The organism is Leifsonia sp. NPDC058194 (assembly GCF_042883605.1).
Taxonomy (GTDB): domain Bacteria; phylum Actinomycetota; class Actinomycetes; order Actinomycetales; family Microbacteriaceae; genus Leifsonia.
This window is the reverse complement of sequence record NZ_JBHVVL010000003.1, coordinates 569,127-582,772: the sequence shown is the minus strand read 5'-3', so window position 1 is coordinate 582,772 and position 13,646 is coordinate 569,127. Positions and strand designations below refer to the sequence as shown.

General features: G+C 72.6%; 12 protein-coding genes. All 12 read left to right on the top strand.

Features of this window, described 5'->3' with window-relative positions:
• Positions 1-113 precede the first annotated feature (113 nt).
• The 12 genes from ACFVU2_RS14915 to ACFVU2_RS14860 all read left to right on the top strand — a co-directional run bounded on the left by ACFVU2_RS14915 (position 114) and on the right by ACFVU2_RS14860 (position 13,526).
• Complete coding sequence (locus ACFVU2_RS14915; RefSeq protein ID WP_387875745.1) at positions 114-1,340, top strand: GDSL-type esterase/lipase family protein; 1,227 nt, start codon at positions 114-116, stop codon at positions 1,338-1,340.
• 8 nt (positions 1,341-1,348) lie between these two features.
• Complete coding sequence (locus ACFVU2_RS14910; RefSeq protein ID WP_387875743.1) at positions 1,349-2,089, top strand: sugar phosphate isomerase/epimerase family protein; 741 nt, start codon at positions 1,349-1,351, stop codon at positions 2,087-2,089.
• Positions 2,086-3,195: a Gfo/Idh/MocA family protein gene (locus ACFVU2_RS14905; RefSeq protein ID WP_387875740.1), complete on the top strand. Its 1,110-nt coding sequence runs from the start codon at positions 2,086-2,088 to the stop codon at positions 3,193-3,195. The genes ACFVU2_RS14910 and ACFVU2_RS14905 overlap by 4 nt, the downstream gene beginning before the upstream one ends.
• Before the next feature lie 110 nt (positions 3,196-3,305).
• Positions 3,306-4,985, top strand: coding sequence for a D-alanyl-D-alanine carboxypeptidase/D-alanyl-D-alanine-endopeptidase (locus tag ACFVU2_RS14900; protein WP_387875739.1), 1,680 nt, complete (start codon positions 3,306-3,308; stop codon positions 4,983-4,985).
• A 37-nt stretch (positions 4,986-5,022) separates the two neighbouring features.
• The gene (locus tag ACFVU2_RS14895; RefSeq protein WP_387875738.1) at positions 5,023-5,601 is read left to right on the top strand and encodes an isochorismatase family protein; all 579 of its coding nucleotides are present in this window, start codon (positions 5,023-5,025) and stop codon (positions 5,599-5,601) included.
• Positions 5,602-5,693: 92 nt separating this feature from the next.
• Complete coding sequence (locus ACFVU2_RS14890; protein WP_387875736.1) at positions 5,694-7,907, top strand: MMPL family transporter; 2,214 nt, start codon at positions 5,694-5,696, stop codon at positions 7,905-7,907.
• A 68-nt stretch (positions 7,908-7,975) separates the two neighbouring features.
• Positions 7,976-8,749 (top strand): thiamine pyrophosphate-dependent enzyme, encoded by a 774-nt coding sequence (locus tag ACFVU2_RS14885; protein WP_387875733.1) that lies wholly within the window; start codon positions 7,976-7,978, stop codon positions 8,747-8,749.
• A 33-nt stretch (positions 8,750-8,782) separates the two neighbouring features.
• Positions 8,783-9,535 carry an alpha/beta fold hydrolase gene (locus ACFVU2_RS14880; RefSeq protein ID WP_387875731.1) on the top strand — a complete coding sequence of 251 codons (753 nt, stop codon included), beginning with the start codon at positions 8,783-8,785 and terminating at the stop codon, positions 9,533-9,535.
• 48 nt (positions 9,536-9,583) lie between these two features.
• Positions 9,584-10,081, top strand: coding sequence for an Lrp/AsnC family transcriptional regulator (locus ACFVU2_RS14875; protein ID WP_387875729.1), 498 nt, complete (start codon positions 9,584-9,586; stop codon positions 10,079-10,081).
• On the top strand, positions 10,074-11,537 hold the full coding sequence (locus ACFVU2_RS14870; RefSeq protein ID WP_387875727.1) for an NAD-dependent succinate-semialdehyde dehydrogenase: 1,464 nt from the start codon (positions 10,074-10,076) through the stop codon (positions 11,535-11,537). The genes ACFVU2_RS14875 and ACFVU2_RS14870 overlap by 8 nt, the downstream gene beginning before the upstream one ends.
• 1 nt (position 11,538) lies before the next feature.
• The gene (locus ACFVU2_RS14865) at positions 11,539-12,729 is read left to right on the top strand and encodes a thiolase family protein (protein WP_387875725.1); all 1,191 of its coding nucleotides are present in this window, start codon (positions 11,539-11,541) and stop codon (positions 12,727-12,729) included.
• Between the two features lie 23 nt (positions 12,730-12,752).
• Positions 12,753-13,526, top strand: a complete 774-nt coding sequence (locus tag ACFVU2_RS14860; protein ID WP_387875722.1) for a 3-hydroxyacyl-CoA dehydrogenase — start codon at positions 12,753-12,755, stop codon at positions 13,524-13,526.
• Positions 13,527-13,646 lie beyond the last annotated feature (120 nt).

Here is a 13,646-nt window from a genome sequence, read left to right as displayed (position 1 = left end):
GTTGATCTTATCCCGCCCGCCCCTCTCCCGCTGGGCTTTCCCCGGCCCCGGGGGCGCCCCCGGCGCCCCCGCGGCCCCCCCCCCCGCCCCCGACGACCGACCGAGAGGACGACGTGAGCACCATCGAGACGACGACAGGCGGGCTGCAGGCCGCCGAGCTGCGGCCCGCCGGGCTGAGCACGCTCGCCGAGAGCGTGCGCGGCGCCATCGAGCTGGACGCGCGCGACGGAGGCTTCGCCCCGCGTCGACTCCCGGCCTGGACCCGCGCCCACCAGGCCGGTCCGGCCATCCACCTCATGGCCGATCAGACCCTCGGCGTGCGGCTCGCCCTCCTGACGGCCGCGACCCTGTTGGAGGTGGAGGTCGCCGTCGCGCGTATCGCGGCTCCGGCCGGCTACGAGCAGCGCCCCGCCTCCTTCGAGCTCGACCACGACGGCGGCACCGAGCGCGTCGACCTCACCGAGGGCACGCTCATCCACGGCGACCCCTCGGGGGAGGTCCGCCGCGAGGAAGGTCTCCCTTCGACGCTGCGCTGGACGCTCGGGGGAGACGGTGTCACCGAGCGTCCCGTCACGCTGTGGCTGCCGCACACGGCGGAGGTCGTCGTCCGCGCCGCCCGTGCTGACGCCCCGCTCCGCCCGGCGCCTGCCTCCGCGGCTCCGCACTGGGTCCACCACGGCAGCTCGATCAGCCACGGCGGCGAGGCGGACGGCCCCCGCGGACCCTGGGCGCAGCGAGCCGCGACCGCACTCGGACTCGAGCTGACCGACCTCGGCTTCTCGGGCAATGCGCTCCTCGACCCGTTCGTCGCCCGCACCATCGCGGATCTGCCGGCCGACGTGATCACCCTCAAGCTCGGCATCAACATCGTCAACGTCGACGGGATGCGGCGCCGGACCCTCCTCCCGGCTCTGCACAACTACCTCGACGTGATCCGCCAGGCGCACCCGCAGACGCCGCTGCTCGTCATCACGCCGATCACGTCCCCGTCGCACGAGGACGTGCCCGGCCCCACCCGGGAGGTCGCGCCCGGAAAGGTCGCCGGCACACCGCGCGAGTGGACATCCGAGGACGGCACCCTCACCCTGGCCCGCATCCGCGACCTGATCGCGGCGGCCGTCGCGTCCCGGCAGGGCGACGACCCGCACCTCCACCTGCTCGACGGACGCCTGCTCCTCGGTCCGGACGACACCGGCCGCCTCCCCGACGACCTGCACCCCGACGACGCCGGGCACCGGCTCATGGCCGATCGCTTCGCCCGCCTCGCGCGCGAGGACGGCTCGCCCGTGGCCTCCGCCTTCGCCGCTCTCACGACCCCCGCAACCGACACCCCGAACTGAGGAGAACCGTGTCACCATCACCCCTGTCCGTCCAGCTGTACTCGATCCGGGAGGCGCTGGCCGACGACCTGCCCGGCGCGCTCGCCCGCGTGCGCGCGATCGGCTTCGAGCTGGTCGAGGCGTACGACTTCGCCACCTGGCCCGGCCTCGGCGACGCCATCGCGGCCGCCGGGCTCGCCGTCCCCACGGCGCACAACCTCGTGCTCGGCCGCGACCAGGAGCAGATCTTCCGCACGGCCGCCGAGATCGGCGTCGCCACGGTGATCGACCCCTACGTTCCGGAGGACCGCTGGACCACCGAGGAGGAGGTCGCCCGCGTCGCCGCGGAGTTCCGTGCGGCCGCCGCCGTCGCCCGCGAGCACGGCGTCGCTCTGGCGTACCACAACCACGCCCACGAGATCCGCAGCCGCATCGGCGGACGGACGGCGCTCGAGGTCTTCGCCGACCACGTCGGCGACGAGGTCGCGATCGAGCTCGACACCTACTGGGTCGCGGTGGGCGGGATCGACCCCGTCGCGCTGCTGAACACGCTCGGTGAGCGCGTCACCGCCATCCACGTCAAGGACGGCCCGGCGACGGACGCGGAGATCGACCAGGTCGCCGTCGGTTCCGGTTCGCTCCCGATCGCCGAGATCCTCGCCGCTGCGCCGAACGCGCTGCACGTCGTGGAGGTGGACGACTCCCGGTCCGACCGCTTCCAGGTCATCGCCGACAGCTACGCCTTCCTCACCGCGACGGTGCCCGCATGAGCGCGCCCCGTCCCGTCGGCGTCGGCCTGATCGGCGCCGGCGTCATCAGCGCCGAGTACCTCGGCAACCTCACCCGCTTCGCCGGGGTCGACGTGCGCTTCGTCGCCGACCTCGACGAGAGCCGGGCGGGCGCCCAAGCCGCCGCCTACGGCATCCCGGCGTCCGGATCGGTCGAGCGCCTCCTCGCCGACGACGACGTCGAGATCGTCGTCAACCTCACCCTGCCGAAGGTCCACGTGGAGGTCGGGCTGCAGGCGCTCGCCGCGGGCAAGCACGTCTGGAGCGAGAAGCCGCTCGGCCTCGACCGTGCGAGCGCCCGCCTGCTCCTGGACACCGCCGCGGCCGCCGGGCTGCGCGTCGCCGCCGCACCGGACACTTTCCTCGGCGCAGGCGTGCAGACGGCACGCCGGCTGATCGAGTCGGGCGCGATCGGGGTGCCGCAGTCGGCGCTCACGCTGCTGCAGTCTCCGGGCCCGGAGAGCTGGCATCCCAACCCCGACTTCCTCTTCCAGGACGGCGCGGGGCCGCTCTTCGACGTGGGGCCGTACTACCTGACGGCGCTCGTCCAGCTGCTCGGCCCGATCGCCTCGGTCGACGCCGCACTCGGCACCGCCCACGCCACGCGCACCATCGGCTCCGGGCCGCGTGCGGGTGAGAGCTTCGACGTCACCGTTCCCACCTACGTGGGTGCCGGGTACCGGTTCGTCGACGGCACGAGCGCGCAGAGCGTCTTCAGTTTCGATTCGAAGCTGCCGCGCACGCGTTTCGAGGTCGCCGGCAGCGAAGGCACGCTGGTCGTGCCCGACGTCAACGGCTTCGACGGCGAGCTCCTGCTCTACACCGGAGACGACGAGCCGCGCAGGATCGCCGCCGAGGGGTCGACGACCACCCGGGGCACCGGCGTCGCCGAGCTCGCGGAGGCGCTGCGCCAGGGCCGACCCGAGCGCGCGACGGGCGAGCTCGCCTATCACGTGCTCGACGCGATGGTCTCGACGATCGAGGCGGGCGAGGCCGGGCGCACCGTGGTGATCGAGAGCCGTCCCGAGGTGCAGCCTGCGCTGTCGCCGGAGTGGTCGGCCCTCGCCGGGGAGCCGGTCGCGAGCTGAGACGGATCGGCGGGCGGGGGATGCCTTCTCCCGTCCGCCGCATCCGGTGTCGCTCCTCCGTCCCCCCCCGGATGGGTGGCGCTCCCAGAAAAGGCAGGTAACATACCCGGATGCACGAATCGGACCAGCCCGACTCCGGTCTGCCGAACGGCACCGAGTCAGACCCGTCGATCCCGGCGACGACCCCCCTCTCCTCTCTCGATCAGGATGCTGCAGCGCACGACGCCGGCGTCCCCGTCGCCGCACCCGCGACGCGATCCGAGCGCCGCTCGGCCGAGCGCGAGGCCGCAGCGACCACCGGATCGACCCCTGCGGGCGCACCCCGCCGAGGCATCGCCGCCGGCGTCTCCGGCGCCGCCGCCGGCATCATGGCCGCGATCCGCACGCACCCCCGGGCCTGGATGGTCGCAGGAGGGACTGCCGCGCTGATCGTCCTCGGCACGGGCAGCGTCGCCCTCGGCGCCACCGTCGGCTCGCCCGCCGCGGCCGCCGTCGCGCCGAGCCCCAGCGCCTCCGCGACCAAGACCCCCACGCCCACGCCGACCCCGACTGCGGACCCGGCCCGGCCCGTCCCCGCCGCCGCTCCCGCCGCGAGCCGCATCCGCACCTGCTCGGTGGCCGGACTGGCCCAGGACGGGCGTCTCGGCAACCTCGAGGCGCAGGTCGTCAACGCCAAGACCGGCGAGGTGTTGTTCGACCGCAACGGCGGCACGCCAGGCCCGACCGCGTCGGTCATGAAGACCGTCACCTCGGCCGCCGCGCTCGCCACCCTCGGCCCCGACTACCGCGTCTCGACCACGGTCGTCGCGGGAAGCACCCCCGGTCAGATCGTCCTCGTCGGCGGCGGCGACGTGACCCTCTCGCGCCTCCCGGGCGGCCAGGGCGCGTTCTACACCGGAGCGCCCTCCATCCAGGACCTGGCGGACCAGGCGAAGCAGGCGATGGCCGGTCAGCCGATCACCTCGATCGTCGTCGATGCGTCGCTCTTCGGCGGCCCGGTCTGGCAGCCCAGCTGGGACGAGAACGAAGAGCGCGTGGTCGAGGGATCCACGCCCTACATGACCGCGCTCATGGTGGATGGCGACCGCGACAACCCCGGCGCCGTCGAGTCGCCGCGCAGCACCGACCCGGTCGGGCGCGCGGTGCAGTACTTCCAGCAGTACCTCGGCACCAGCGTCCCGGTCTCCGAGGGGACGGCTCCCGCCGGTGCCCGCCAGCTGGCCGCGGTGCAGTCGCAGCCGGTGACCACGCTCATCCAGCAGGCGATGAAGTACTCCGACAACACGATCATGGAGGAGCTCGCCCGTCTCGTGGCGATCAAGAACGGCGCCGGCAACACCTTCGACGCCGAGAACGCGGGCGTGCTCGCGGGCCTGAAGGGCTACGGGATCGACACCGCCGGGCTGCACATCGCCGACGGCTCCGGCCTCAGCGCGAACAACGCCGTGCCGCCCTCGTACATGACCAGGCTCTTCATCAAGGTGCTCAACCGCGAGAACGGTCTCGGCGTGATCTACGACGGCTTGCCGGTCTCCGGCCAGTCCGGAACGCTCGGCCCGGGCTACAACCGGTTCACGGGCGCGAACTCCGCTGCGCGCGGGGCCGTGCACGCCAAGACCGGCTGGATCGACAACGGCTACACCCTTTCCGGCATCGTCGACTCCGCCGACGGCACCCCGCTCACCTTCGCCGTGTTCGCACTCGGCAATGTGGGAGACAATGCCAAGCAGGCGATCGACACCCTGGTCACCGGCATCTACAAGTGCGGTGACAACCTGTCGAACACCTGACCGGCCGGTCGCATCCCGACCGGCGGAGGGAGGCCCCATGGGCAAGGCGCTGTTCATCATCGACGTGCAGAACGACTTCACCGAGGGCGGCGCACTCGGCGTCGACGGGGGAGCCGCCGTCGCGGAAGGTCTGACCCGCTACCTGGCCGAGCACGGCGACGAGTACGCGATCGTGCTCGCCAGCCGGGACTGGCACGACGGCGACACCGACAACGGCGGCCACTTCGCCTCCGGAGCCCCGGACTTCGTGGACACCTGGCCCGTCCACTGCGTCGCAGGGACGGCCGGGGCCGACTACCACCCCGCCCTCGACACCTCGCGCGTCGACTACCACGTGCTCAAGGGGCAGGGCGTCCCGGCGTACTCGATCTTCGAGGGGCGGACCGACGCCGGTTCGACCGTCCACAACCTCCTCGACGAGCACGGCATCGACACGATCGACATCGCCGGCATCGCGACGGACTACTGCGTACGGGCGTCGGCGCTCGATGCGGTCGCCCACGGCCAGCACGTGCGCGTGCTGACCGGTCTGGTCGCGGGAGTCGCTCCCGACTCGTCCGAGGCCGCTCTCGCCGAACTGGTGCACGCCGGTGCGGAGCTCGTCCCCGCTCCCTGAAGCGCGGTGGCGCTCGACCCGGTCCGCCGGCCCGGGTAGTCTGGCGACAGCGCTTACTCAGCGCTAAGCTGATTACTAACTTGGCTAGCTAAATGGGAGACGATGTGACCGAGCCGACGCAGGCGCAGGCGAGACCGCCGATCTGGCTCCGGATCGTGCTCCCCACGGTCCTCATCCTCGTGTGGCTCGTCCTCGCCGGCCTCGGCGGCCCGACCTTCGGCAAGCTCTCCGGCGTCTCCAGCAACGACCAGGCCGCCTTCCTCCCGGCCAGCGCCGAGTCCACGGCCGTGCAGGACTGGCAGCAGAAGTTCACCGACTCGAACGCGATCCCGGCCATCGTGGTCGTGCGGTCCGACTCGGCCATCCCGTCGTCCGCGCTCGGCGACTACGCCGCGCTGGGCGAGAAGCTGGGCGCCGTGACGGGCGTCCAGGCGCCGGAGAGCGGCCAGGCGACCAGCGTCGCCGGCCCCATCCCCTCGGAGGACGGCCTCGCGGTCGAGTTCATCGTCCCCATCGCCGACTCCGGAGCCGTCAAGACCGTCGTCGCCGACCTGCGCACCACGCTGCACGACAACCTCCCGAGCGGCACCCAGGGCTGGGTCACCGGCCCGGCCGGGCTGACCGCCGATCTGGTGAACGCGTTCGGCGGCATCGACGGCATCCTGCTGCTCGTCGCCGTCTCGGCCGTGTTCGTCATCCTGCTGCTGGTCTACCGGGCGCTCCTCCTGCCGTTCCTGGTGCTGCTCACCTCGGTCTTCGCATTGTGCGCGGCGATCCTCGTCGTGTACCTGTTCGCGCTGTGGGGGTGGATCAAGCTCAGTGGGCAGAGCCAGGGGATCCTCTCGATCCTGGTCATCGGCGCCGCGACGGACTACTCGCTGCTCATGGTCGCGCGCTACCGCGAGGCGCTGGAGCACGTCGACTCGCGCTGGACGGCCATCCTCCGGGCGTGGAAGGCCGCGCTGGAGCCGATCGCCGCATCGGGCGCGACGGTCATCCTCGCGCTGCTGTGCCTCCTGTTCTCGGACCTCAACTCCAACAAGAGCCTCGGCCCGATCGCGGCCATCGGCATCGTGTTCTCCCTGCTCGCCGCGCTCACGCTGCTGCCGACGCTGCTCGCGGTGTTCGGCCGGGCGTCGTTCTGGCCGTTCCGGCCGAAGGTCGTCGGCGAGCACGATGGCCGGCACGAGCACGAGGCAGGGCCCCGCATCGCCGGGCTCGAAGGCGTCCGCGGCGTCTGGCTGCGCGTCGGCCGGCTCATCGCGCGCCGCCCGCGCGTCACCTGGCTGGTCTCCTTCGTCGTCCTCGCCGCCTGCGCCCTCGGGCTCACCCAGCTGAAGGCGAACGGAGTGGAGCAGACCGACCTCGTCCTCTCGCAGTCCGACGCCGCCGACGGTCAGAAGGTCCTCGCCGAGCACTTCGACGCCGGATCGGGCTCGCCCGTGCTCATCGTGACCAGGGAGGCCGACGCGGACGCCGTCCTCGCCGCGGCGAAGAAGACCGACGGGATCGCCACGGCGACCCTGTACGCGGGCAACGTCCGTCCCGGCCAGACGGGTGCCGTTGCGCCCCCGATCGTGAAGGACGGCCGGGTGCTCGTGCAGGCGACCCTCTCGGACGAGCCGGACTCGGCCGCGGCGGAGCAGGTGGTGCGCACGCTGCGGTCGACCCTGACCGCCGAGGACCCGGACGTGCTCGTCGGCGGAGTGACGGCCATCGCGCTCGACACGAACGACACCGCGCAGAGCGACCTCGCCAAGATCATCCCGATCGTGCTCGGGGTGATCCTGCTCATCCTCATGCTCCTGCTGCGGTCGATCCTGGCACCCGTGCTGCTCATCGGCAGCGTCGTGCTCTCGTACGCGGCCGCGCTCGGGGTCTCCGCCCTGGTCTTCAACCACGTGTTCGGCTTCCCGGGGGCCGATGCGACCGTGCCGCTCTTCGGGTTCGTCTTCCTCGTCGCGCTCGGGGTGGACTACAACATCTTCCTGATGACACGCGTGCGCGAGGAGTCCATCCGGCTGGGGACGAGACCCGGCATCCTGCGCGGTCTGGGCGTCACCGGCAGCGTGATCACGTCGGCCGGGATCGTGCTGGCCGCGACCTTCGCCGCACTCGCGGTCATCCCGATCCTCTTCCTGGTGCAGATCGCCTTCATCGTCGCCTTCGGCGTCCTGCTCGACACGGTGGTCGTGCGATCCCTGCTCGTCCCGGCCCTGTCGTACGACATCGGCCGCGCGATCTGGTGGCCATCCCGCCTCGCACGGGGCACATTGCACAACGAACGTGCGGGAACGGTCGACTAGCTGGACAACCTGAGGGGCGTTCTGCGGGCGCATTGCCCGGTGCGCCTGCGTGGGCGAGAGTGGTCGCCATGCCTCTGACCACCCTCGAGACGGTCACCGTCGCGCCCGTGGGCCTGCCGGCACTGCTGCGCCGCCTGTACCGCACCATGGCGACCGTCCGTCGCATCGACGCGGGAGCCCGGGCCCTGGAACGCCGCGGCGAGCTCCCCGGCCACCGATCCGTCGCCGGGAACGAAGCCGTGCAGGTCGGCAGCGCCGCCGCCCTCGACCCGGCACGCGACCTCGCCTTCCCTGCGGCACGCGACCTCGGCGTCGCCGTCACCACAAGTGCCGATGCCGCCCTCGCGGTGCACAGCCGAGCCGCTCGCGCCGTCGGCGGCTCCCCGGTCGCCCACGCGGTCGCCTGGGCTCTCGGCGCCAAGCTCGACCGCACCGGCGGTGTCGCGCTCGTGCTGCTCGGCCCGGGGATCACCGCGCGGGAGGTGGACGAGGCCATGACCACGGCCGCCGTGTCGCACCTGCCCGTCGTCTTCGTCGGCCCTGCCGCGCCGTCGCGCGTGCAAGGCATGCCCACGACCCTCGTCGACGGCGTCGACGCCCTCGCCGTCCACGACGCCACCGCTCGCGCCCTCGATCGCGCCCGCACGGGAGGGGGCCCGAGCGTCGTCGAGCCCGTCCTGCCGGAGCCGGGCGCCTGGGGCGGCCGCGATCCGCTCCTGGTCTGCGAGCAGCTGCTGCGCGAGACGGGGACCGTCGACGACGGCTTCTTCGCCGACGTCGCCGACACGACCGACGCGCTGGCCGCCGCCGTCCTGGGCCGCATCCGCACCGGCCGGGCGTGATCCGCGCCGGCGGGGGAGGGGCAGGATAGGGACATGACCGGTCCCGTCCGCCTGCACGTCACCCGCCACCGCGGTGCCGACCCCGTGCTGCTGGTCCACGGCTTCGCCACGACCGGCGCGCTGACCTGGGAGAAGACGGGCTGGGTCGACGCCCTCGCGGCCGGCGGCCGCGGCGCCCTCGTCCCCGACCTGCGCGGCCACGGCAGGAGCGAGACCCCGCACGATCCGGCGGACTACTCGCCCGCCCTCCTCGCTGCAGACCTGCTCGCCGTGCTCGACGCGGAAGGCCTCGGCAGCGTCGACGCGATCGGGTACTCGATGGGCAGCTGGGCCGCACTCGCCCTGGCCGGTCTGGTTCCCGGGATCCCCGCCGGACGGGTGCGCCGCCTCGTCGTCGGCGGGATCGGCACGGTGGAGCAGTTCGGGCACTGGGGCGTCTCGGCGGTCCAGGCGGCGGTTCGCGACGGCGTCGAGATGCCTGAGAGCGAGTTCGCCCTGGGACCCCTGCTGGCCTCCCTCCGCCGCGCTCCCGGCGTCGACACCGAGGCGCTCGCCGCGTGCGTCGCGGGCATGGCGACGCATCCGCTGCCGCTCGGGGCCACGGGCATCCCGACCCTGCTCGTCGCGGGGGAGGTCGACCCGGTCGCCGAGGACGCGGAGGAGGCCGGCACCCTGCTCGGCGCGCGGGTCGTCCGCGTGCCGCGTCGCGACCACATCACGACCCTCAGCTCGCGGGCGTTCAAGCAGGCTGCCCTCCCCTTCCTGGGGATTCCCGCCAGCGTGTAGGCAGCCGACCACCGTGGTCGTACGATGTGCGAGGACCGAAGGAGGCCGATGATCGACAAGCTGGACGCGGACCTGATCGCACTCCTCACCGAGGAGCCGCGACTGGGGGTCTTCGAAGCCTCCCGCCGCCTCGGCGTCGCCCGGGGCACCGTGCAGGCCCGGCTCGACCGGCTGCAGCGATCCGGCGTCGTGAAGGACTTCTCACCGACCATCGACAGCGAGCGGCTCGGCTACCCGGTCACCGCGTTCGTGACCGCCGAGGTGGCGCAGGGAGACTGGCGCGTGACCGTCGTGGATCATCTGCGCGGCATCCCCGAGGTGCTCGAGGTGCACACGATCACCGGCTCGGGCGACCTGCTCATCCGGGTGGTCGCACGGTCGAACACCGACCTGCAGCGGGTGATCGACCGCATCGTGGGCGGCCCGGGCATCACCCGCACCTCGACGGTGATCGCCCTCGCCACGACCATCGACCACCGATCGGTCCCGCTGGTGCTCTCGGCGGCGACCGCAGACGACGACGGAGAGGAACGACGCAATGGATGAGAAGGCTCTGCTCGAACGGGTCCCCGACGGCCTGTTCATCGGAGGGGAGTGGACGCCCGGCTCCGCCGGCACGCTCTCCGTGTACGACCCGGCGACCGGGGACCTGATCAAGACGATCGCCGACGCGTCTCCGGAAGACGGCGCGCGCGCCCTCGACGCCGCGGTCGCCGCGGCGGACGACTGGGCGGCCACCCCGCCCCGCGTCCGCGGCGAGATCCTGCGTCGCGCCTTCGACCTCCTGCAGGAGCGGCGCGACGAGTTCGCGCTGCTGATGACGCTCGAGATGGGCAAGCCGCTCGCCGAGGCCGGTGGCGAGGTGACCTACGGCGGCGAGTTCCTGCGCTGGTTCTCCGAGGAGGCCGTCCGCATCTCCGGACGCTACGGCACCAACCCCGAGGGCACCGGCCGGATGATCGTCTCGCAGCACCCGGTCGGCCCCTGCTTCCTGATCACGCCCTGGAACTTCCCGCTCGCGATGGCGACGCGCAAGATCGCTCCGGCGCTCGCCGCAGGGTGCACGGTCGTCGTCAAGCCTGCGGAGCTCACGCCGCTGACGACCCTGTACTTCGCCCGGCTGCTCGAGGACGCGGGCCTGCCGGCCGGCGTGCTCAACGTGATCACGACCTCCACCTCCGGGAAGGTGTCCGCCCCGATCATCGCCGACCCGCGCCTGCGCAAGCTGTCGTTCACCGGCTCGACCGAGGTCGGCCGCCGGTTGCTGCAGCAGGCATCGGAGAACGTGCTGCGGACGTCGATGGAGCTCGGCGGCAACGCTCCGTTCGTCGTCTTCGAGGACGCCGATCTCGACAAGGCCGTCGAGGGCGCGATGCTCGCCAAGTTCCGCAACATCGGCGAGGCCTGCACCGCGGCCAACCGCTTCATCGTTCACGAGGCCGTCGCCGACGAGTTCGCCCGCCGGGTCACCGAACGGGTGAACGCGCTGCAGGTCGGCCGCGGGACCGAGGACGGCGTGACGATCGGCCCGCTGATCAACTCCGACGCCGTCGACAAGGCCGCTGAACTCGTGGCGGACGCGGTCGCGCGCGGCGCCTCCGTCCTCACCGGGGGGTCCCGGGTCGACGGCCAGGGCACCTTCTTCGAGCCCACGGTCGTCACCGACGTGCGGGCAGGCAGCGACATCCTGCGCCAGGAGATCTTCGGCCCGGTGCTCTCGATCGTGCGATTCTCGACGGAGGACGAAGCGGTCGCCGTCGCGAACGACACCGAGTTCGGGCTGGTCTCGTACGTCTTCACGAAGGACCTCGCGCGCGGCCAGCGGATGATCGAGCGCCTCCAGACCGGAATGATGGGCCTCAATGTGGGCGTCGTCTCCAACGCGGCGGCCCCGTTCGGCGGCGTGAAGCAGTCCGGACTCGGGCGCGAGGGAGGCCTGGAGGGCATCCACGAGTACCTGAGCACGAAGTACACGCTCACCCCGGACCCGTTCGGAGCCTGACATGTCACGCACCGAGGCCGTCATCGTCGACGTCGTCCGCACCCCCTCCGGCCGGGGCAAGCCCGGCGGCGAGCTGTCCGACATCCATCCGGCCGACCTCCTCGCCGGGGTGCTGATGGAGCTCGTCGCCCGCACCGGTCTCGACCCGGAGCTGGTCGACGACGTCATCGGCGGCTGCGTCACCCAGTCGGGCGAGCAGGGGGCCAACATCACCCGCACCGCCGTGCTGAGCGCGGGCTTCCCCGAGAGCGTCCCCGCCGTCACGATCGACCGTCAGTGCGGATCGAGCCAGCAGGCCGCCGCCTTCGCCGCACAGGGCGTGATCTCGGGCGCTTACGACATCGTCATCGCCTGCGGCGTCGAGTCCATGAGCCGGGCGCCCCTCGGGTCGAACGTGGGCGGCGCGTCCCGCGGCGGCACGCTGATGCACTCCCGCTACCCGGACGGGCTCGTCGGACAGGGTGTCTCGGCAGAGCTGATCGCCGATCGTTGGCACATCTCGCGTGCCGAGCTGGACGATTTCGCGGCCGAGTCGCACCAGCGGGCGGCTACCGCGGCCGCGAGCGGTGCGTTCGAGGGCGAGCTGGTCGCCGTCCCCACCCCGGACAGCGGCAGCGTCATCGCCGACGAGACCATCCGCCCGGGGACGACGGCCGAGAGACTCGCCGCCCTGGCGCCGTCGTTCCGCACGGATGACCTCGCCGCACGCTTCCCGCAGCTCGACTGGCGCATCACGCCGGGCAACTCGTCACCGCTCACCGACGGCGCGTCGGCCGCGCTGATCATGAGCCGGGAGGCCGCCGACCGCCTCGGGCTGCGGCCGCGCGCACGGTTCCATTCGTTCGCCGTGGCCGGCAGCGACCCCCTCTTCATGCTGACCGGAATCCTGCCCGCGACCCGCAAGCTGCTGCTCCGCAGCGGGGTGCCGTTCGAGGAGATCGACGCCTTCGAGGTCAACGAGGCGTTCGCCTCCGTCCCCTTGTTCTGGCAGCGCGAGTTCGCCGCCGACCCGTCCCGGCTCAACCCGCGCGGCGGCGCCATCGCACTCGGTCACGCGCTGGGCTCCTCCGGCACCCGGCTGCTCGGCACCTTGCTGAACGAGCTCGAGGCGACCGGCGGCCGTTACGGCCTGCAGACCATGTGCGAAGGCGGAGGGACCGCCAACGCGACCCTGATCGAAGTGCTGCGCTGAGGCGCGGAGAAGGAAGGACACCCATGCTGATCGACGGATGCTCGGCCCTCGTCACCGGAGGCGCGAGCGGCCTCGGAAACGCCACGGCCCGCGCGCTCACCGAGGCGGGAGCCCGTGTCGTACTCCTCGACCTGCCCGGTTCGCAGGGCGAGAAGGCGGCGACCGCCCTCGGCCCCACCGCGCGCTTCGTCCCGGGCGACGTTACCGACGGCGACCAGGTGCAGGCGGCAGTCGACGCGGCCTCGGGGCTCGCCCCGCTGCGGATCGTCGTCAACTGCGCCGGCATCGCGACCGCTGCGCGGATGCTCGGTCGCGACGGCGTCCTCCCCCTCGCCGACTTCGAGCGCGTGGTGCGGGTGAACCTCATCGGCACCTTCAACGTCACCCGCCTGGCCTCCGCCGCGATGGTGGAGACCGAGCCGCTCGAGGGCGCCTTCGGCCCCGAGCGGGGCGTCATCGTCAACACAGCCTCCGTCGCGGCGTTCGACGGTCAGATCGGCCAGCCCGCATATGCGGCGTCGAAGGGCGGCGTCGCGGCGATGACCCTCCCGCTCGCCCGCGAACTGGCCCGCAGTCTCGTGCGCGTCGTCACCATCGCGCCGGGCATCTTCGAGACACCGATGATGGCCGGCCTGCCGCAGGCCGCGCAGGACTCCCTGGCCGCCCAGGTGCCGCATCCCTCGCGCCTCGGCAAGCCCGCCGAGTACGCGGCCCTCGTGCGCCACATCGTCGAGAACGCGATGCTCAACGGCGAGACCATCCGCCTCGACGGCGCGATCCGCATGCAGCCGAAGTAGGCCGCTTGCCGCGTGCCGCGTGCCGCTTGCCGCTTCGCGACTGCGGCGCCGCGGTACGACTGCACCCGCTCGCCGGCGCGCAAACGTACCGCGGCACCGCAGTAGCGGCCGCGGACGCGG